The sequence below is a fragment of the Fluviicola taffensis DSM 16823 genome, from assembly GCF_943372375.1.
Lineage (GTDB): Bacteria > Bacteroidota > Bacteroidia > Flavobacteriales_D > Crocinitomicaceae > Fluviicola > Fluviicola taffensis_A.
The window spans coordinates 71,339-90,104 of the sequence record NZ_CALRYJ010000015.1 but is presented as its reverse complement, the minus strand read 5'-3'; the positions used below and the strand labels follow the sequence as shown (position 1 = coordinate 90,104).

At 39.6% G+C, this 18,766-nt stretch carries 22 protein-coding genes; 6 read left to right on the top strand and 16 right to left on the bottom strand.

The features are described 5' to 3' along the window. Positions 1–367: 367 nt before the first annotated feature. Positions 368–982: a hypothetical protein gene (locus tag AAG807_RS17460; protein WP_341906698.1), complete on the bottom strand. Its 615-nt coding sequence runs from the start codon at positions 980–982 to the stop codon at positions 368–370. Positions 983–1,010: 28 nt separating this feature from the next. Beyond that, on the bottom strand, positions 1,011–2,405 hold the full coding sequence (locus tag AAG807_RS17455; RefSeq protein ID WP_341906696.1) for a choice-of-anchor B family protein: 1,395 nt from the start codon (positions 2,403–2,405) through the stop codon (positions 1,011–1,013). A 194-nt stretch (positions 2,406–2,599) separates the two neighbouring features. Between AAG807_RS17455 and AAG807_RS17450 the strand changes: the two genes are divergently transcribed. From AAG807_RS17450 to AAG807_RS17440, 3 genes are read left to right on the top strand one after another with little or no spacing between them, the layout of a single operon-like run. Continuing rightward, the gene (locus AAG807_RS17450) at positions 2,600–3,313 is read left to right on the top strand and encodes a polyprenol monophosphomannose synthase (RefSeq protein WP_341906694.1); all 714 of its coding nucleotides are present in this window, start codon (positions 2,600–2,602) and stop codon (positions 3,311–3,313) included. Next, positions 3,313–4,650 (top strand): dihydroorotase, encoded by a 1,338-nt coding sequence (locus AAG807_RS17445; protein ID WP_341906692.1) that lies wholly within the window; start codon positions 3,313–3,315, stop codon positions 4,648–4,650. Before AAG807_RS17450 ends, AAG807_RS17445 begins: the two co-directional genes overlap by 1 nt. Further along, the gene (locus tag AAG807_RS17440; RefSeq protein ID WP_341906690.1) at positions 4,647–5,000 is read left to right on the top strand and encodes a DUF4296 domain-containing protein; all 354 of its coding nucleotides are present in this window, start codon (positions 4,647–4,649) and stop codon (positions 4,998–5,000) included. The genes AAG807_RS17445 and AAG807_RS17440 overlap by 4 nt, the downstream gene beginning before the upstream one ends. Here AAG807_RS17440 and AAG807_RS17435 read toward each other — a convergent pair. Together AAG807_RS17435 and ruvC are read right to left on the bottom strand one after the other, a co-directional pair. Continuing rightward, on the bottom strand, positions 4,997–5,710 hold the full coding sequence (locus AAG807_RS17435) for a hypothetical protein (RefSeq protein ID WP_341906688.1): 714 nt from the start codon (positions 5,708–5,710) through the stop codon (positions 4,997–4,999). The two genes, AAG807_RS17440 and AAG807_RS17435, sit on opposite strands and share 4 nt — an antisense overlap. Further along, a complete protein-coding gene (ruvC, locus tag AAG807_RS17430; RefSeq protein WP_341906686.1) occupies positions 5,707–6,264 on the bottom strand; it encodes a crossover junction endodeoxyribonuclease RuvC in 558 nt (185 codons plus the stop codon). The genes AAG807_RS17435 and ruvC overlap by 4 nt, the downstream gene beginning before the upstream one ends. Here ruvC and AAG807_RS17425 point away from each other — a divergent pair. Together AAG807_RS17425 and AAG807_RS17420 are read left to right on the top strand one after the other, a co-directional pair. Further along, entirely contained in the window at positions 6,263–7,186 is a 924-nt protein-coding gene (locus AAG807_RS17425) for a hypothetical protein (RefSeq protein WP_341906684.1), read from the top strand. The genes ruvC and AAG807_RS17425 overlap by 2 nt on opposite strands. A gap of 3 nt (positions 7,187–7,189) precedes the next feature. Next, on the top strand, positions 7,190–8,263 hold the full coding sequence (locus tag AAG807_RS17420) for a glycosyltransferase (RefSeq protein WP_341906682.1): 1,074 nt from the start codon (positions 7,190–7,192) through the stop codon (positions 8,261–8,263). 58 nt (positions 8,264–8,321) lie between these two features. Here AAG807_RS17420 and AAG807_RS17415 read toward each other — a convergent pair whose 3' ends face one another. The 12 genes from AAG807_RS17415 to AAG807_RS17360 form a co-directional block, all read right to left on the bottom strand. Continuing rightward, positions 8,322–8,633 (bottom strand): hypothetical protein, encoded by a 312-nt coding sequence (locus tag AAG807_RS17415; RefSeq protein ID WP_341906680.1) that lies wholly within the window; start codon positions 8,631–8,633, stop codon positions 8,322–8,324. Between the two features lie 332 nt (positions 8,634–8,965). After that, complete coding sequence (locus AAG807_RS17410) at positions 8,966–9,337, bottom strand: hypothetical protein (protein ID WP_341906678.1); 372 nt, start codon at positions 9,335–9,337, stop codon at positions 8,966–8,968. Positions 9,338–9,406: 69 nt separating this feature from the next. Further along, positions 9,407–9,802, bottom strand: coding sequence for a DUF3127 domain-containing protein (locus AAG807_RS17405; protein ID WP_341906676.1), 396 nt, complete (start codon positions 9,800–9,802; stop codon positions 9,407–9,409). Positions 9,803–9,826: 24 nt separating this feature from the next. Next, a complete protein-coding gene (locus AAG807_RS17400) occupies positions 9,827–10,720 on the bottom strand; it encodes a flavin reductase family protein (protein WP_341906758.1) in 894 nt (297 codons plus the stop codon). A gap of 131 nt (positions 10,721–10,851) precedes the next feature. Continuing rightward, positions 10,852–12,495 (bottom strand): AMP-binding protein, encoded by a 1,644-nt coding sequence (locus AAG807_RS17395; protein ID WP_341906674.1) that lies wholly within the window; start codon positions 12,493–12,495, stop codon positions 10,852–10,854. Between the two features lie 166 nt (positions 12,496–12,661). Beyond that, entirely contained in the window at positions 12,662–13,714 is a 1,053-nt protein-coding gene (locus AAG807_RS17390) for a choice-of-anchor L domain-containing protein (protein ID WP_341906672.1), read from the bottom strand. A gap of 54 nt (positions 13,715–13,768) precedes the next feature. After that, positions 13,769–15,373 (bottom strand): M1 family metallopeptidase, encoded by a 1,605-nt coding sequence (locus AAG807_RS17385; RefSeq protein WP_341906670.1) that lies wholly within the window; start codon positions 15,371–15,373, stop codon positions 13,769–13,771. Positions 15,374–15,423: 50 nt separating this feature from the next. Further along, positions 15,424–15,789 carry a DUF1801 domain-containing protein gene (locus AAG807_RS17380; RefSeq protein WP_341906668.1) on the bottom strand — a complete coding sequence of 122 codons (366 nt, stop codon included), beginning with the start codon at positions 15,787–15,789 and terminating at the stop codon, positions 15,424–15,426. Between the two features lie 102 nt (positions 15,790–15,891). Next, complete coding sequence (locus AAG807_RS17375) at positions 15,892–16,473, bottom strand: HPP family protein (protein WP_341906666.1); 582 nt, start codon at positions 16,471–16,473, stop codon at positions 15,892–15,894. Positions 16,474–16,475: 2 nt separating this feature from the next. Further along, on the bottom strand, positions 16,476–16,715 hold the full coding sequence (locus AAG807_RS17370; RefSeq protein ID WP_341906664.1) for a DUF1272 domain-containing protein: 240 nt from the start codon (positions 16,713–16,715) through the stop codon (positions 16,476–16,478). After that, the gene (locus AAG807_RS17365; protein WP_341906662.1) at positions 16,708–17,178 is read right to left on the bottom strand and encodes an OsmC family protein; all 471 of its coding nucleotides are present in this window, start codon (positions 17,176–17,178) and stop codon (positions 16,708–16,710) included. The genes AAG807_RS17370 and AAG807_RS17365 overlap by 8 nt, the downstream gene beginning before the upstream one ends. Before the next feature lie 39 nt (positions 17,179–17,217). Continuing rightward, positions 17,218–17,877, bottom strand: coding sequence for a class I SAM-dependent methyltransferase (locus AAG807_RS17360; protein WP_341906660.1), 660 nt, complete (start codon positions 17,875–17,877; stop codon positions 17,218–17,220). Positions 17,878–18,052: 175 nt separating this feature from the next. On the opposite strand from AAG807_RS17360, the gene AAG807_RS17355 reads away from it, so the two are divergent. Next, positions 18,053–18,682: a MarC family NAAT transporter gene (locus tag AAG807_RS17355; protein ID WP_341906658.1), complete on the top strand. Its 630-nt coding sequence runs from the start codon at positions 18,053–18,055 to the stop codon at positions 18,680–18,682. Positions 18,683–18,766: the final 84 nt, after the last annotated feature.

Genomic DNA, 18,766 nt, shown 5'->3' with positions numbered 1-18,766 from the left:
TGGTTAAGGTAATTAGGTTATTCAGCGATTAGTTAGGTAGTCTAAGGTTAAATTAAATTGATTAAAAGTGATCGTACCTATTCAGTATCTTCTGCGAAGAACCTCTTCAATTCGTTACAATCGTGGTACAAATATAAGCATTTTATTTCAATTAAACATGATTTTTAATCAATTAATGATTAAAAATTAATCTTATTTAGCTGTTTTCACATAAAAAAGGACCTTTCTACGGAGAAAGATCCTTGGAAAAAGAAAGCAAAAGTGCTTCGTTATGTGCAATCAAAAGGGGTTGAAAACGATTTGATTTTTGAGGCTTTGGCGGAAACAGAATGAGAAACTTTCATCATTTTCATTCTGTTTCTCATTCTCATTTAAAAGTCGAATTCTTAAATAAATCCAATATCTTTTTCTTGTCGGCATCATTGTTATAGGTGATGGTAACACTCATGAATTTATTCTTAACAATCGCAGTCAACAATAATTGATTGGCAAAATTCTTGTTGTCCCTGTCAAACAGTGAAACCTGGTAAGTGTCAAATGTGACACCGCTGACTTCCAATTTCCCGGCAACAGAATCCAGATAAGTTCGCTGATCCAAATAATTGGTATAGATCATTTCATGGATATTGCTGATGATTCGTTTGTATTTCGCTTCATCTCCGGAGAATTCTTCCCAGGTGGATTGGAAATTATTGTCGTAGTTCTTTTGGAAAGCAAGCGTTCGCTTGATCCCTGACATATCGGAAACGGAATCACCTGCTGCGAGTTTGCTGCGTTCATCCATCGATTCCAGACTCGATTTTGTTGTGATGATCCAATTATCGGGAAATTCCATGGTCCAGCCCAAAGCCTGGCTGGTAAATTTGTTTCCATCGAATGTACCTTCGTCGACTTCCTTTGAATAATCTTTTTTTGTAGGTCCTCCACAAGCCCCCAATACAAAAAGGGCGATTGACAGAACTGGAATAATTGCGTGTTTCATATTCATATTACCGGGTTTTGATTCTTAATTAAATAACGACTATTTTTCGAATGATCTCTTGTGATTTATCTTGCTTATCGTAAAGATGGATTTTAATTTGATATGTTCCTGCAGAAAAATTGACAGGAACATCGGCATAGTTGAAATTTTCACTGATACCTGTTGAAACCTTCTTTCCGCTTACATCATAAATTTCCCATTCGGTTCGTTCTGTTCCTAGTGGAATAGTCAATGAAATAGATTCGCTACTTGAGACAGGATTTGGAAAGAGATCGATTTCATCGTCCGTCAAAGGAAACGACTGAAGCATTCTTCCCTGGTCAAAATGAAGCAGGAACAAACCGTATTGTCGATCTGAAACAAGGAGTCTTTTAGATGGAAGGTCTGCAAAAATTCCCCAGTTTCCATTCATCTTATATGGATTCTCATCCGGATAAGTATCGTAGTGGGCTACTTCCAAAGGAACATTGTAACGAAGGTCAAAGATTCGGATGCCTTCATTGTAATAAGCTACAAATGCAAAATCATTCGTCGCTTTGATATTGTGTGGAACCGAGCCATTCTCATAGTTGGTTCCAAAGTAATTCTGAATGGTCACAACGGATCCGTTAAAACTACAATTCTTAACACGCTTACCATTTGTCTCATCAGCAAACAGGTAGCGTGTCCCATCAGGTGTCAGCCAGCCTTGATGATTGTATCCCTGATCCGTGTAAATGGATTTGGAATCCAAATAAACAGGGCTACCTGTATTGGTGAAATCGTAAACCTTCAATCCATCGTAGCCGCAATTCATGAGAGCGATTCCATTTCGAACATAGATATCGTGAACTTCATTCACATCGGTCGGACCGCTCCAAAGTTCCTGTAAAGCCAAAGGATCTGTCAAGGAGAAAATTTTCATCGGAGCATCGATTACCTGCGTATTGACAGTACTTCGATGGATACAGGAATAGAACTTCTCCTGTAAGCTGTCAATGAAGATATTGTGGACACGACCGAATTGTAGCGTATCTTCTTTGGCTAAGTGAATGGAATCCGGAAGATATTGAAGATCGATGATCTGCAAACTACTCACCCCTTCATCACACACGGCATACAGGTAATGTTTGAAAACAGCATATTCCCGGTGTTGGACGAAGGTGCTGGAATATCGTCCCTTGATAAATCCTTTCGGAATCAATCGGTCCTGTTCATTGACCAGGAAAACATGCGTTCCTTCTGTTGACCCGATAACAGCGTATTCATTGCCATTTTGTGCAAATCCGAAGCAATCGGAATAGCGTACTTTGGAAGAATTTGAAATGAGACTATCCTGATGCCAGTTGTCAAGAAGGCTCATATTGTGAAATGATTGACTAAACAACACCTGGTTTTGACCTGTGAAAATCACTAAGAATACTATCTGATAAGTCCATTTCATCTCTATCAAAGTTAATTATTATTCAAAGTCAAGAGGTGTCATTCCTTTAAATGTAAGTAATATGATGTGAAATGTAAAAGTTATTTACTGTGACTTCTTTTTGGTCTAAGGATTCTAAAATTATGTTAGAAACTGCATAAATTCGTTGAAGGAAGCGGAATTTGACTATTTTTATCACCTGAAATAAAATCCACGTGACACGAGCAGTTGTAATTATTCCTACGTATAATGAAAAAGAGAATGTTGAGCGTATGGCTCATGCAGTGATGGGATTGCCTGTTGCAATAGATATTCTTTTCGTAGACGATAATTCTCCTGATGGAACTGCAGCAATTATCCGTGACTTGATGTTACAATTCCCCGAACGCATTTTTTTGGAAGAAAGAGCAGGTAAATTAGGTTTGGGAACGGCTTATATCCATGGATTCAAATGGTCTTTGAAGCAGAATTACGAATACATTTTTGAAATGGATTGTGATTTTTCACACAATCCGTTGGATCTGCCAAGATTATTGGCAGCTTGTGTCGAGAAAGGTGCTGATGTGAGTATCGGTTCCCGCTATACCAAGGGTGGAAAAGTTCAGAATTGGCCGATGGGTCGGATCATGATGTCTTATTTTGCCTCTGTATATGTTCGGATGATTTTGTTTATTGGAATTTCGGATACTACAGCAGGATTCATGTGTTATTCAAGCAAAGTGCTTCAGGCAATTGATTTGGATAATATCCATTTCAAAGGATATGCTTTCCAGATTGAAATGAAGTATGCCGCAAAGAAAAAAGGATTTAAAATAATTGAAGTTCCAATTACGTTTATAGACCGGCAGTTTGGTGAGTCCAAAATGTCTTCAAGTATCTTCAAGGAAGCTTTCTTCGGAGTTTGGAAAATGAGAAATTTAAAAGTGTAATGGCAAAGATTTTATTGAAAGGGGCAACACTCGTAAATGAAGGAAAGGAATTTGTTGCAGATGTCCTGATAGATGGAAAGCGTATTTCTAAAATTGCCTCTTCGATTTCCATTGATGGATCAGTAACTGAAATCAATTGTGAAGGCTTACACTTACTTCCCGGTTGTATTGATGATCAGGTTCATTTCAGAGAGCCGGGGTTGACACATAAAGCGACTATTCAATCGGAATCCAGAGCAGCAGTTGCAGGAGGAATTACTTCTTTCATGGAAATGCCGAATACGGTTCCAAATGCATTGACCCAAGAGTTGTTGGAAGCAAAATATCAAAGGGCTGCTGAGGTTTCTCCGGCAAACTATTCCTTTTTTATGGGAGCATCGAATGACAACTACGAGGAAGTGATGAAAACGAATATTCAGAATGTTTGTGGAGTCAAGATATTCATGGGTTCATCAACGGGAAATATGTTGGTTGACAATACCAATACCCTGGAGCACCTGTTTGCAAATGTTCCCATGTTGATCGCTACGCATTGCGAAGATGAAGCAACCATCAGAAAGAACCTGGAGCAGTACAAAGAACAATACGGTGAAGACATTCCAATGTCAGCACATCCATTGATCCGAAGTGCGGAAGCTTGTTACTTGTCTTCCTCCAAAGCAGTTGAATTAGCAAAAAAGAACAATACAAGATTACATATTTTACATATTTCAACCGGAATTGAAACGGAACTTTTCCGGAATGACATTCCCTTGGAACAAAAAAGAATCACTGCAGAGGCATGTGTTCATCATCTGTGGTTTTCGGATGTGGATTACGCCAGTAAAGGGGCTTGGATCAAATGGAATCCGGCGGTGAAAACAGTTTCTGATAGAGACCGGATTTGGGAGGCACTTTTGGATAATCGAATTGATGTGATCGCAACAGACCATGCACCGCATACGATAGAGGAAAAACAACAGAAATATTTGCAGGCACCTTCTGGCGGACCTTTGGTTCAACATGCTTTATTGGCTATGCTGGATGCTTCTGCTCACGGGAAAATTCCGTTGGTGCGGGTGGTTGAAAAAATGGCTCATGCGGTTGCTACCTGTTTTCAGATAAAGGAGCGCGGTTTCTTGAGAGAAGGTTATTTCGCAGATCTGGTTTTGGTGGATTTGACTAAAAAATCACCGGTTACAAAAGAATCCTTACTGTATCAATGCGCCTGGTCGCCGTTTGAAGGAACCACTTTTTCTTCCAGCATTGAAAAAACATTTGTAAACGGGGAGTTGGTTTATGACAATGGTCAGTTAACAGGAAGACAAAGCGGAGAGCGTTTGTTGTTTAACAGATGAGAATCGCACTGATCATATTCATTCTATTGGGTTTACAATCTTGTAACAGTGAACTTCATGGGTTGAAAAAACCGGATAAGCTGATCCCAAAAGATCAAATGATTCGGGTGATGACAGACATGCTTATTTTGGAAGGTCATATCCAAACGACCTATACTTCGGTCAACCGCTATTACAAAGTCATGAGTGCATCCGGAAGATCGTACTTGAAAACACAACATATTTCCCAAAAACAATACGAGGATTCATTTGCTTACTACAGCAGTAAGAATGAAGAATACAGGGGGATGATGGAGAAAGTGATGGAAAATCTGCAAAAGGAATCAATCGAGCTGCAGAAGAAATCCTAGTGACAATCGGATTTTATTGAAGTCATCAATTTCTTAAACTCTGAATTGTATTGACTTTCCTTGAACCAAATCGTTTGATTTTCCAGAATACAGTTCCACCAACCATATCTTAAAACTTCAATCCGCGCCCATAATTCCTGATCCGGACTATTCCAATGTTGTTCAAATGACTTGTTTATCGGGTTTGGATCAAGAGCATCCGCAACTTCCTTGTCGTGAATTTCCTTCCAAAGATTCAACAATGTTTTACCTCCTTTATCCAATGCGGTTACGTATTTGGAGCATTCCTTGCAATAAGGAGTTCCCTTCAATGCATTTGGACGGTTTAATGAGATGACAGCTTTTTCTCGTAATAAGCATTGTTCCCGGATATTTGCCAAGCGCATTTTCTTGATATTGGTCCAATAATCCCCTTTTGGATATTCCATTTGGTTCAATTCCTTCAGAAAATTATCACATTCGAATTGAATATTCTTGACCTTCAGATAAGCGGTATCTTTCGGTTGGTATGCCAGATAGGGTTGGCTCAGTTCCGAAGCCTGGATCAAGGTGTAATGCACATTTTGGACTTCCTGGTAATTTGTTTTGGAAGTGTCGATCACTCCATTGAAAAGACAGGATCCTTCATACCATTCAAAAGTAGGTTCCTGAGCGGTCAGTTCCTCAGGAGATAAGCTTAAAAAGGCGAGTGCTAAAAAAAGGTATTTCATCTTAATTTTCGTTCCGGGTTTTTACTTAGGAAACTGGTCCAGCTATTTCCTTTGCTTTTATTGTTTTCACCGATCCCTTTTGAGAAATGATGACAAACTGCTGCTGCCAGCCCATCTGTTGCATCCAGGTATTTTGGAAGTTCGTCAAAACGAAGCAGGGTCTGAAGCATTAGTGCTACTTGCTCTTTGGATGCATTTCCATTACCTGTAATCGCTTGTTTGATTCTTTTCGGAGTGTATTCCTCGTATGGAATATTCCTTCTAAGAGATGCCGCAATGGCAACTCCCTGCGCTCTTCCAAGTTTAAGCATAGATTGAACGTTCTTTCCGAAGAAAGGTGCTTCAATAGCCATTTCGTCTGGTTTGTATTCTTCCATCAGACCATCAATTCGATCAAAAATTCGTTTCAGCTTATCCGGTTGATTATCGAGTTTGTTCAACTGAATAATTCCAAAGTTGAGCATCTCAATTTTCGTGCCCTTGATATGAATTAAACCATATCCTAATACTGTTGTTCCGGGGTCAATCCCTAAAATTATTTTATCTTCGGCCATGCAAATGAAAGAGAGAGATAAAGCTACTAAAAAACAAGCTGGTTTAATGACATTCTTCAAATTATTGGTGTTTGTAGCCGTAATTGGGACCTTGTATTTTCAGCTGAATAATGTGGATTGGGAGCATGCCAAAGGATTGGAGATAAAGCATTGGTGGGCACTTGTTTTGGCTTTTTTATTGCTTATTCCCAATTTATGGATGGAGTTTCTGAAATGGAAAATCATCACAAATCCCATGCATGTGGAAATGAAACTGGTGAAGAATGCCTTTTGGGCAGGAGTAGCTTCCGGATTCATGTCTCCCAATGGCTGGGGAAATTTCTTAGGCAGGTTGATCTACTTTCAAAAGCGACAAACCATTTATATCATCTTTTCCACGGCGCTTGCCAATTTGAGTCAACTGATTCCGACTTTGCTTTTCGGATTGTTTGCAGTACTTCTGAAGTATGGAGATTCAAATTCGATCTGGCTTTTCACAAGTGCCGGGGCAATCTGCATTTTGGCATTTTATTTCTTCGGCGATTACCTGCTTCCCAAAAAGAGAAGCCGATTCCAGTTCGTTAGACGACTTCAAAGCATCCGGGGCAGGTATCAAAGTTTGAAATGGCCGTTCTTAACCTTTTCAATGATCCGGTTTTTGGTTTTCAGTTTGCAATACGTGTTGTTGTTTGTGACTTTCGGATATGAAGACTTTTGGTTCTTGCTCACACAAATCTGGTTGATCTACCTGTTCACCTCATTTGTTCCGTCTTTGTGGTCGGGGAAGGTTTTGATCCGTGAAACGGCTGCTTTATTTGTTTTTAGCGGAACTCTCGTTTCCGTTCCGGATATCATTGTTTCAAGTATTATTATTTACCTCATTAATATTGCCTTGCCGGCATTTATGAGTAGTTTTATTTGGTTGCCGAAAAGAAAAAAATAGGTTATGTGGTTGATTGGTTCCTGGTTACTTCTTTATGTTCTTTCGATTCTAACACTGTTGTTCGGTGTAAACCGCTTGCGGATCAGCCGAAATTCAAAAAAGATGATGGCGATAGATGAAATTTCCGTTGTGATTCCTTTTAGAAATGAAGTTGACAATCTGAAAGTATTTCTGGAGTGCATTTATGCGCAACGCTACCAACCTGCGCAATGGATCTTTGTCAATGACCATTCTTCGGATGCGTATATTGACCTGTTCAAGGAAATGGATTCGTTCCCTATCCGCTTATTGCATTTACCCGAAGAGCAAAGAGGGAAGAAGCGTGCGATCCGCTTTGGAATGGATCATGTCCGGACGGAATACTGCCTGACGATGGATGCAGATGTTTTATTCGGAAAAGATTACATGAAATCGATGTTGATGCTTCCGGAAGCCGAGTTGATCATTCTTCCTGTCGAAATGACCGGAACCAAATGGTGGCAATCATTCTTTACCTTGGAATACCTTTTCACGACACTTTTAAATAAAGGAATTGCAGGTTGGGCGAGACCCGTAAACTGCAGTGGTGCCAATCTCCTGATTCATGTTGAAAGTTTTGATCAAGTAGATGATATTGATGATCATGACCATATTTTGAGTGGAGATGATATCTATACCCTAAGAGCTTTTCGAAGCTCGGGAAAACGGATAGAAATCGTGGAAAATGAAGCGCTCAAAGTGGAAACAGAGACTCCTGAAACCTTATCTGAAGTAATGGAGCAACGTGTACGCTGGCTGGGAAAAACAAGTCATGTGGCTGATTCATTGAATAATTTCTTGGGTATTTGGGCGGTCGGACTTCATCTGTACTACTTCCTGCTTCTAATCATCACTTTTTTTGCAGGAGTTTATTGGCTGACCATTCTGCTAATCGGATTCAAGTATGGAATGGATTTCATGTTGGTGAAAATGGACCGAAAGAAGCCGAAAGGGTTTGATCTCTTAGGGCTGGGTTTGTTTGAATTGTTTTATCCGGTCTATTTATTTGCACTACTGGCTTACCTAATGGTTTCCCAACCTGAATGGAAGGGAAGGTAGTAGGTACGAGACGCATCACGTACCTACTACCTTTCTTAATATTAACAAGGGTAATCGGTTATTTGATAACTGTCCCGTCCTCATTGAATTTCACTACGTTTGCTTCGGATTTAGCGTTAACCAATTCTACCTCGTAGTAAGGTTTTTCAGCTTTTACAATATATGCTGTTTTTGCTGTCCATCCTTGAAATGCATCTTCCGTAAGTGATTTTTTAACTGCCGCCGGTAAATCTTCCAAATTGATTTTAACTCGATCAGGATTAGTTGTTGCTACTTCTTCTGTTTTTGCCTGAGTTGCATTGACATCTGCTTGTGCATTAGCGAATACTGTTGTTGTAATTGCGATTGCAGCGATAATAAACTTTTTCATATTACTTGATTTAAATTATTTCTGACTGGTCATTTGGGAAAATAATGCCAGTGCCGGGTTTGGACTTTGTAAAATAAGTTAAATAGATACTTAATGAATTGATTATTAAATGGTTGAACTTAAGTTAGGTTCATGGGTTCTCTTATGCCAAAGTGGTATAAACACAAGGGAAATTTCCAAATTGGAAAAAAGCTTCCCGATTTGAATAAGGGAATCAAGCTTAAAAGGAACTGATTTAAACTAATATCCAATCGGACTATCGAGTTTCAATTGTTGTGCAACCTTCTGTTGAAGTGGAAAAAGCGATATAAAGTATAAAATTCCCAATCCACTTAAAATGGTGAAATAGGAATTGGTGGAAGGACATAACAGACAATCGAAAATAGGATGGAGGCATCCATAAGTGCCATCTGGATAATTTTGGAGGAAGTATAAGCTTTGATCAGATTCAATGGATTGGTTTCGTTGTGTACTTTAGCCAACATTGCACGTCTCAAGAAAATAGAAGTGGACACCGTGATTACCATGAAAATAGGTGCAATCAATTGAAAAAGCTCATTAGGTTCGGTTTCCTGACTTCCACCGGAAGGAATAATGATCATCATAGCAGTCAGAAAACTGACCAAACCGAACAACAAGCCGCCGAAAACAATTCGGATTAATGTTATGCTGTTCGTTAGTTTACGCGAAATTTGTTCGTTCATAGTGATTCTGAAATGATGGGTAAAAAAGAAACCCCAATTCCGTATTTACGGAATCAGGGCTTTCAATAATTAGAACGGTAAATCGTCGTCGTCACTTGGTGCTGTTGATGCACTTGGAGTGGCAATCGGATCCAGACTCATTGCTGTTGGTCCGCCAGCTGGAATTCCACCACCCATGGAAGGTGTTCCAACTTTTTCAATTCTCCAAGCTTCCAAAGTATTGAAGTATTTCACTTCACCTTGAGGACTTGTCCACTCACGACCTCTTAAATTGAAAGATACCTCAATTTGGTCTTGTGTATTAAATCCATCAATCAAACTGCATTTATCTTGTGTTAACTGGAACATAATATCTTGAGGATACATACTTGCGTTATCAGTTAATACAAATTCTCTTTTTGAAAATTTCTCCGATACTTGAACTGTATCATTTTTTACCTTAAGGATTCCGGATATTTTAAACATATTTCTACTGGTTATTTACACTATTTAATCGTTAAAGGAAAGCAAGGTCATCCAAGCTCCTTCAATATCGTTTTCAGTTATTAATTCTTTTGCACGTTGATGCAAAGCGAGCTCTAATTTTTCCGGCTCGTCTTCTAAAGTTAGGAATAAATCACTTAATTCCAATAGCTTATACTCATTTACATCCGTTTCATTTGGCAATTCGGTAACACCCGCCAACTGTGCCAGATCATTTCCGGATAGCACGGAACTGATGCGGATATCTGCCGGAATCTGGTCAAAACCAATCCCAATTGTGGTAATTGGCTTCGTGATTTCAAACATGGAAGCTTCATTGGCATGACAATACCAGTTTCCTCCCATGCGAGCCACCAAATTGATTTTCTTTTGGTCAATCGTTCCATCTTCCGCCAAAATTTCTTCGTGGATGTGAATTTTAGTGACTTCACAAATCACCAGGTTTCCTGCACCTCCCTGATCTCCCAATTCGCGCACTTCCAATACCTTGCATTCAAATTGAACAGGAGCTTCCAAAACACGCATGGGTTTGATGGTATCAGAAGCAATTGGAGTTAATCCGGCCTTTACAAATTCATCAACTCCCGGAGCATACGGAGAGCTACTTAAACTCATTTGGTGAAGGATATCCATGTTCACAATGTTAATAACCACTTCGGGAATATGCTTGACATTGTTATAAGTATCCTTGGTTGTATTTGTCCTTCCGTTTCTTGCAGGAGAAAAAATCAGAATGGGAGGAGCCGCCGAAAACACATTGAAAAAACTGAACGGCGATAGATTGTTCACTCCGTTCTCATCGATTGTTGAAGCAAAAGCGATGGGACGTGGTCCAATAGCCCCAAGTAAATAACTATGAAGTTTTGGTACGGGAAGTTCTTTCGGATCGAGCGTTAACATCTTCATCATTTTACGGCAAAATTACCAATTTGATGGACGCGATTGCTAGCTCATTCTGAAAAGTAATTCACAAAATGAAAGAAGCTTTGATCGGATTTTTTCTTTCCAACTAATTCAAATAAACCAATTACTTAAGAAGTTTTAATTTTCGAAATGGAGGATAGATTTAGTTCTTTAATTGCTGTTTCTCTCATCTCAATCTTTCTGATTTTTCCGGTTATGGTCATGGGGAATTCAGAAACAAATTTCCAATATTTAGGAATCTTGTAATGTGCAATATTCTTTTTGCAAAAATCACTCAACTCTTGTTCATTTGCTGAAGAATCGTCTTTTAACCGAATCCAGGCCATTACTTCTTCTCCGAATTTCTCACTAGGAACTCCAATCACCTGGACATCAGCAATAGCAGGATGGGTATAGAGAAAATCTTCAATTTCTTTGGGTGAAATATTCTCTCCACCTCGAATGATGAGATCTTTGATTCTTCCGGTAATATTGATATAACCTTCTGCATCCATGGTGGCTAAATCTCCCGTATGCATCCAGCGTTGCTGATCCAATACAGTAGCTGTGGCTTCTGAATTATTCCAATATTTAAGCATAACCGAATAACCGCGTATGCAAAGTTCACCGCTTACTCCCCGTTGAACTGCATGTCCGGTTTCCGGGTCGATGATTTTTAATTCCAGATGATCGTGAACTGTCCCAACGGTGCTCACTTGCTTTTCTAGTGGTGTACCGATGATGGTTTGAACCGAAACGGGAGAGGTTTCAGTCATTCCATAGCAAATTGACACTTCTGTCATATTCATTTTGGACTGCACTTGTTTCATGATTTCAATCGGACAGGGAGATCCAGCCATAACACCTGTGCGCAATGAACTGAGATCAAAGCGGTCAAATTCCGGGTGAGTTAACTCCGAGATAAACATGGTGGGAACTCCATAAAGAGAAGTGCATTTTTCTGTTTCGACGGATTGTAGTGTTTTAACAGGATCGAAACTTTCAGCAGGAATAACCATACAAGCTCCATGAGATGTGCAACACAAATTTCCGATCACCATCCCGAAACAATGATAAAAAGGAACAGGAATACAAACACGGTCTCGGGAGGAATAATTCAATCGTTTTCCAATGAAATAGCCATTATTCAAAAGGTTGTGATGAGAAAGAGTGACTCCTTTTGGAAAACCGGTTGTTCCTGAAGTATATTGAATGTTAATTGGATCGTCGAATTGCAAACTGTTTTCAATGGCGTCCAATGCAGAGTCAGAAACGGAATGTGCAGTTTCCAAAAAATCATTCCAATCTTTATCGAAAAAAACGGATGTTTTTAAACTGGGACAATCTGCTTTTACTTCTGCTACCATGGATTCGTAATTACTGGTTTTGAATGCTCTTGCAGAAAATAAATAACTGATTTCGGATTGGTTCAAAACGAAAGTCAATTCATGTGGTCGGTAAGCAGGATTAATAGTTACCAAAACAGCTCCTATTCGAGCAGTTGCATATTGGATCAACACCCATTCAGAGCGGTTCGGGCTCCAAATTCCAACACGCGTCCCTTTTTCAACTCCAAGAGCTATCAAAGCTTTAGCCACGAGTGTTGTCTGGGTATAAAATTCACTGTAAGTTGCCCGGTATTCTTGCTCCGGGCATACTAATGCTTCGGATTGCGGGAATTGAGCAACTGTTTTAGCTAAATTTTGTCCGATTGTTTCACCCAACAAGGGGAAAGAAGATTGTCCGCAGACATAAGATATTTCGTTCGACATACCATTCACTTTTTGATCGATGACTTGTTTTCATCTTCAAGTTGGGGTCTACTTGAAATTATTCATACTAATTTAGGAAAATTAACCATTCCAAGTGCATTTTAATACACTGCAAAATCAACTGATTAATAAAATCTGAAAGAGAACGGAATAACTATGAAACAAATTAACGAATCACTTTTTTAGTCATTTTTCCGTTCGCTCCTTCTACCTGAATCAGGTACATTCCGGAAGAATAATTGCTCAGATCAATGGATGTCGTTTCACTGATTTTTGATTGTGTCATGATCTTTCCGGATAGATCGACAATGGAATAAGTCAGATTTTCCTGATAGTCTGTTATTTGAATCGTAGCTTGTTGATTTGAAGCACTATAAAACACATTCACAAAGTTACTCAAGTTGTTTTCTGAAACGCTTGCAGTTATTCCACCTTCTTCGATAAAAACTCCTGAGTCGTAGATTCCGTCCACGGCATCAATAATGATCATCATTACATGATAACTTTGATTTGGGGTTACTTTTGTTTTTGCAATTAATGGTTTCGTTAATCCGTCATATTGCACGTATCCTGCGCTGGAGTTGTAAGGCGATTGAGATCCATCTCCATTATTTATAAAGTAAGAAAGATTGACAGGTGGACTGGCGTTAATGCCACTACCTGTTCCTCCCGGGTTTCCTCCATTAACAGTATTTATGGATACAATTGATTGGTTTGGTACTGTTGCAATATTGATAGTTCCATTTATACCAGGACCTTGAACAAAAATGGCGAATGCGTCACAGTATTGTGCACCAACATATTCCGGGTATTCATCTGACCCAAAAATATACTTTATTTTCAGGGAGTCTCCTGAAGGGATAAGGTCAAAAGAAAGTATAGCGGCATTATGGCTCTCGCCTCCAATATAACTATTCATAATCGTTGATCCCGGATAACCGTTGTCAATCCCTGCTCGCGGATCATTATTTGGGCCAACTGCTAAGTTTCTATAACCTGTGGTCATTAAAAACCCGGAATGAAAAGGCATATTCTGCGTATTGGCACTGAAGTAAGAAATCGCTTCAGACGAACCTACATAGATTATATCGGAAATAGTTACTCCAGATCCGGAAAGAGTTTGCAAAACTAAATCTTGCGGATTATTTCCCCCTAGGGTTAATTGTCCAAAAGAAAAAAGAGGTAGACATGAAATGATGAGGTGGTGTATGATTTTCATATGATAAGAATAGGCTGCAAAAGTACATATTTTAGCCAATTCTCTTCGATTTCATCACTTTTTATGATGAATCACATAGATGTTTGGATTCAGCTCAAAGGAATAATCGTGACCAATTGCATAGGAGCCCCATTTGGATGAACAAGCCAGTTTTTGCTTTCCATTCATGATTGGCATATTGAATCCGGAAACACAATTGATCCAACGGAATTTCACTTTGTTTTTGGAGTATTTCAATTGCAGTGTCGGTGGATTTTTTGTTCTCAGATACTGATCGAACACTTTGGACAGGTCCATTCCCAGTTCGGCAGACATGAATTGCTCAATTTGTGCGGTTGTCACTGTTTGATGGTAAAACCTCGCATTCATCTTTCGGAGCATCATACGGAAGAGGGAATCGTTTCCATAAATCGTCCGGATGGTATGGATCATATTTGCTCCCTTGTAGTACATATCGCCGCTTCCTTCGGTGTTTACACCATATGGACCGATAATCGGTTTGTCATTTGCAATATTCTTGCGCAATCCCTGGCAGTATTTGTCTGCATCTTCTTTTCCGAACCAATAATCCGTAAACAAAGTCTCGCTGTAGCATGTGAAGCCTTCATGAATCCACATATCTGCAATGTCCTTTGATGTGATATTGTTCCCGTACCATTCGTGTCCGCTTTCGTGAACAATGATGAAATCCCATTTCAATCCAACTCCGGTTCCGCTTAAGTCGGAGCCCATGTAACCATTTTTATACCCATTCCCATAAGCTACCGCACTTTGGTGTTCCATTCCTAAATAGGGAGCTTCGACCAATTTGTATCCGTCTTCATAAAAAGGGTAGGGACCGAACCAATACTCCAGAGCCTTCAAGGTCTTTGGTGCATCCTGAAAGTGCGTTCTGGCTTTCTCCTCATTCCCTCTCAAAACCCAATAATCGATTTCCAGGTTTCCTTTTTCGCCTGCAAAATGTTCGTGCAAGTTGACATAATCTCCAATATAAGGGATCATGCAGTAATTGTTGATCGGGTTGGAGACTTTCCAGGAATAGGTTGATTGATTCATATTGTTAATTTCCTTGCCAAGGAATAATCCATTGCTCACACAAACCAAATCACTAGGGCAGGTATAATGCATGCTAACTCCATTATCCGGTTCATCGAGCTGGGAATCTTTACACGGGAACCAGACGCTTGCACCTTGTCCCTGGCAGGCAACCGAAACCCAGGGTTTGCCATTGTGATCTTTCGTCCAGACAATCCCGCCGTCCCAAGGTGCGCGTTTTGCAACTCTTGGTTTTCCGTGGAAATAGGCGGTTATTTCATCATCAAAACCACCGGAAATGAAATAAGCATTCCCATCCTTTCGGAATAGCAATTTTTTTGTGTTTCCCTTATTCATGACACTGTCGAGAACCATTGGCTCCTGCAAATCCAGTTGTAATTCTGAGGTTATTGATTGCTCATTCACGACAGGGGAGAATTGAATCCTGTTTTTTCCATGAATTTCCTTCTTCTCGATGTCAAATGTGACACTTAAGTCATAGTTTTTCAGATCCCACCAATTGCGAGCCGAACCATAAGTCCCTCTCAAGGAATCCCCGTGAGTGAATTGACAGAATGACCACGAAGTTGAAAGTGTCAAAAGAAGAATAAGCAGGTATCTCATGGATTGTTTTTTTCAAATTTAATGATTCCTTTTTCCGGAAGCTTGTCTATTTACTTCTTTTGGTGTTTCTGTTGATTTTCGGACAGGCGAAACAGCACGATTTCTTTGATCAATTTTACCGGAAGTGGTTCGCTCAATGGAAATTGAACAGATCCTTTGCCTTGTTTGTATTTGGACAACTCTTTTTCAAAAGCTTTGTGACCGGTCGGAGTAGCATAAAATCCGATATGTGATTTGTATCCTCCGAAATAGACCAATGGCTTCCCGTTCACTTTGTAAGCCGGCATTCCGTAAGAAATCGATTCAACAGCTTGTGGAGCTATTTCCAAAATGAGTTTTCTGATGGCATTTAAGCGCTCTTGAGTTTCCTTCTCAAACTCTTGGATATATTGATCGACAGTTGTAAAAGTTTTCATGTTGTTAAGACAAAAGACGTTAGACCTAAGACTATAGACAGATCAAGTCTTTGGTCTTGAATCTTATGTCTATTAGTCTTCCAAGGATAAATATAACTCAAATTACATTCGATTTTTCAGTTTGAGATACTTTGTCCATCGGCTATTGGTGGGGTATTTCCTGTTCTTTGTAAGGTTATTCACAATGATGGCAACAACCAAAAGAATCAGTACACCGGTTAACACAGGAGAAAGAACATACATGAATCCGAGCGCTTTAACCTTTGGAGTTCCGATCACAGCAATTAAGGCAGTTGCTCCACCTGGAGGATGCAATGTTTTGGTCATCTGCATGGCTACAATTGAAAGACTGACTGCCAGAGGCGCGGAAATCCAGATTGGATCAGGTACCAACTTATAAACACAAACACCAATAAATGCTGAGATGAGATGCCCTCCAACCAGATTTCGTGGCTGTGCTAATGGACTTTGAATTGCACCGTAAATCAATACACTGCTTGCTCCAAATGAACCGATGAGGAAGATATTCTCCAGCTTATCGAGCGATTGGGACTGTGTTAGAGCAATTAACCCAATACCGAAGAAAGAACCAATGAAAGTCCAGAAATGTTCTTTGAAATCGACCAATGTTTCTTTATACAGAACATACCTGACTTTGCGCAAAGATTTGTTTCTCTTGTTCATTGTCAAGATTTAGTGATCGGTTTGAAAGTAATATGAGTTGTTGCAGGATACTTTACAAGCAAATGTTTCGGTCTGATGGGTCTTTTCTCGAATCCTCCGCCACAATTCGGACAGCTTTTTCCAGGTAGTTTTTCTACACAGTCTGAACAAAAGGTGCATTCGAAACTGCAAATAAGTGCTTCGGTGCTCTCCGGAGGTAACTTCTTAGAGCAATTTTCACAGGTCGGTCTTAACTCAAGCATCTTCTGAAGAACAAGTGGGTTGGTGAGTTACCGGGAAATTACAGGAATTAGCGATGAAACATTGTTTGTTTGCTTCCTGATGCAAGCTGTTTGCCAGTTCAATTTGAGAAGCATCAGTAATTACCACTTTTGGACGAAGCAGGACAGAGGTGAAGCGACCTCCATTCGGATCCTGGATCATTTTTCCAATCGGATGATCCTGGTATTCGATTACCTGAATTCCGGCATCCGCGCATAAATGAAAATACCATAACATATGGCAGCTTGAAAGGGATGCCAAAAAGAAATCTTCCGGATTGTGTTTCGTTTTATCACCACGAAACGGAACATCTGCAGAGCAGAACAAGTTGGGTTTATTTGGGATTTCGAGCGTAAACTCTCTTCCATAAGCTGCATAATCGGATGTTCCGGTTCCTTTGTTTCCTGTCCAGGAAATGGTTGCTTCGTAAGTATGTTCTTTCATAATAAGTTCAAAGAGTTAAAAGGTTTAAATCGGGAATTGTCATTTATTGTTTTCCAATACAAAAGTAGAAAATTGTCTTTCAACTGCTTGTCCGTCTTTCGTCATGACTGTTTCAATTTGTGAATCCTCGTAGTTCAGATCAAAAACACTTTCTAGCACCAATGTCATTACTTCATCCGGGTTGTATAAAGTGAACCCATAAGGCGTAAAAGGTAAGGTTTCCATAAAACTTCGATGCGCAAAAGTAAGAGAGAAGAGTGCTTTTGGCTTTAAGATGCGCGATAATTCGGTAAGCATTTCCACTGGATTCTTCCAGAAATAGAGGGTGTTTACAGTGAACAATTTATCAAACTGGTTATCCGGAAGCGGAATTTGCTTTCCATCATATAAAACAAAAGTAGCTTTTTGGGCTTCGATGAGGTTTTTATTCCGTTGCCGGGCTTCCTGGTTCATCAATGTTGAAATCTCTAAGCCGGTATAATGGATCCTTTCACTGAAGGAAAAGAGAAAATTTAAATGACCTGCATTTCCATGCCCCAATTCCAGAATAGCATCGCCGGAAGTCAGCTTCAAATTCGAAATGGCATTTTTAGTCATTCCACTATTTGTTTCATTCATCATTTCAGCAATTTCAAGTCCCTTTTCTCCTGATGGATGACTTAATTGTGAAGCCAATGCCGCTAATTGATCTTTCTCCATTGCTCTTTTTTTTAAAATTAATAATTCTTATGACAGAAGAGGATAGGCTAAAGACCTGAGACAATAATCTGTCTTAAGTCTCCGGTTTTCTATCTAAAGTCTTAAAAAGCGTAATTAAGAATTAACATACACCTAACGTCGAAACCACGGAATATAGGGAATTTTGCGGCAAAAAATGGAACTTTTTATCAGTGTTTTTGCCGCCTTGTTTTCAGTTTTGAACCCTTTGGGAACCGTTCCCGTTTTCGTAGGACTAACTAAAGACGATACCAAACATAACCGGGACAAGACTTCGTTATGGACCTCAATCAATGTGTGTATCATTCTGTTAATTTCCTTCTTTGCAGGGAAGTATGTTCTTAATTTTTTTGGAATCAGCATCAATTCATTGCGTGTTGCAGGTGGATTGATCATAGCTACATCCGGATTTGCCTTGCTGACCGGAAGCTTCACTAAGCATAAAGGAATGAAAAGAGCAAGTGTTCAGGCTGACCTGGAAACGAGATCCGAGGTTTCATTAACCCCCTTGGCAATTCCGATGTTGGCAGGACCGGGATCGATTTCCTTGTTGATCACTTACAATCAAACATTTGACAATCAACAACAGCATTTGTTGTCCGTTTGTGCTATTATCGCTGTTTGTTTGGTGATTTATTTAATACTGAGAACGTCACATTTCATCGTGAAAGCACTTGGTGCTTCAGGAATCAATGCGATATCACGAATTATCGGATTCATTGTCATTGCAATTGGAGTGGAGTACGTTTCGTCGGCAGTTCAGGAGATTTTGAAAATTAAAAATTAAAAATGCAAAATTCAAAAGTAGGCAGGGGAATTGAGTAAGATACTTTTGCATTCTCATCCCGATAGCTATCGGGATTGCATTTTG

Bases quoted from the DNA above. Each gene is read 5' to 3' on its own strand.
- AAG807_RS17400 (WP_341906758.1), bottom strand. From the start codon at position 10,720: ATGTTAACGCTCGATCCGAAAGAACTTCCCGTACCAAAACTTCATAGT.
- AAG807_RS17365 (WP_341906662.1), bottom strand. From the start codon at position 17,178: ATGAAAGAACATACTTACGAAGCAACCATTTCCTGGACAGGAAACAAA.
- AAG807_RS17355 (WP_341906658.1), top strand. From the start codon at position 18,053: ATGGAACTTTTTATCAGTGTTTTTGCCGCCTTGTTTTCAGTTTTGAAC.
- AAG807_RS17410 (WP_341906678.1), bottom strand. From the start codon at position 9,337: ATGAACGAACAAATTTCGCGTAAACTAACGAACAGCATAACATTAATC.
- AAG807_RS17380 (WP_341906668.1), bottom strand. From the start codon at position 15,789: ATGAAAACTTTTACAACTGTCGATCAATATATCCAAGAGTTTGAGAAG.
- AAG807_RS17445 (WP_341906692.1), top strand. From the start codon at position 3,313: ATGGCAAAGATTTTATTGAAAGGGGCAACACTCGTAAATGAAGGAAAG.
- ruvC (WP_341906686.1), bottom strand. From the start codon at position 6,264: ATGGCCGAAGATAAAATAATTTTAGGGATTGACCCCGGAACAACAGTA.
- AAG807_RS17360 (WP_341906660.1), bottom strand. From the start codon at position 17,877: ATGGAGAAAGATCAATTAGCGGCATTGGCTTCACAATTAAGTCATCCA.
- AAG807_RS17390 (WP_341906672.1), bottom strand. From the start codon at position 13,714: ATGAAAATCATACACCACCTCATCATTTCATGTCTACCTCTTTTTTCT.
- AAG807_RS17425 (WP_341906684.1), top strand. From the start codon at position 6,263: ATGCAAATGAAAGAGAGAGATAAAGCTACTAAAAAACAAGCTGGTTTA.
- AAG807_RS17440 (WP_341906690.1), top strand. From the start codon at position 4,647: ATGAGAATCGCACTGATCATATTCATTCTATTGGGTTTACAATCTTGT.
- AAG807_RS17405 (WP_341906676.1), bottom strand. From the start codon at position 9,802: ATGTTTAAAATATCCGGAATCCTTAAGGTAAAAAATGATACAGTTCAA.
- AAG807_RS17455 (WP_341906696.1), bottom strand. From the start codon at position 2,405: ATGAAATGGACTTATCAGATAGTATTCTTAGTGATTTTCACAGGTCAA.
- AAG807_RS17420 (WP_341906682.1), top strand. From the start codon at position 7,190: ATGTGGTTGATTGGTTCCTGGTTACTTCTTTATGTTCTTTCGATTCTA.
- AAG807_RS17460 (WP_341906698.1), bottom strand. From the start codon at position 982: ATGAAACACGCAATTATTCCAGTTCTGTCAATCGCCCTTTTTGTATTG.
- AAG807_RS17370 (WP_341906664.1), bottom strand. From the start codon at position 16,715: ATGCTTGAGTTAAGACCGACCTGTGAAAATTGCTCTAAGAAGTTACCT.
- AAG807_RS17375 (WP_341906666.1), bottom strand. From the start codon at position 16,473: ATGAACAAGAGAAACAAATCTTTGCGCAAAGTCAGGTATGTTCTGTAT.
- AAG807_RS17415 (WP_341906680.1), bottom strand. From the start codon at position 8,633: ATGAAAAAGTTTATTATCGCTGCAATCGCAATTACAACAACAGTATTC.
- AAG807_RS17435 (WP_341906688.1), bottom strand. From the start codon at position 5,710: ATGAAATACCTTTTTTTAGCACTCGCCTTTTTAAGCTTATCTCCTGAG.
- AAG807_RS17395 (WP_341906674.1), bottom strand. From the start codon at position 12,495: ATGTCGAACGAAATATCTTATGTCTGCGGACAATCTTCTTTCCCCTTG.
- AAG807_RS17385 (WP_341906670.1), bottom strand. From the start codon at position 15,373: ATGAGATACCTGCTTATTCTTCTTTTGACACTTTCAACTTCGTGGTCA.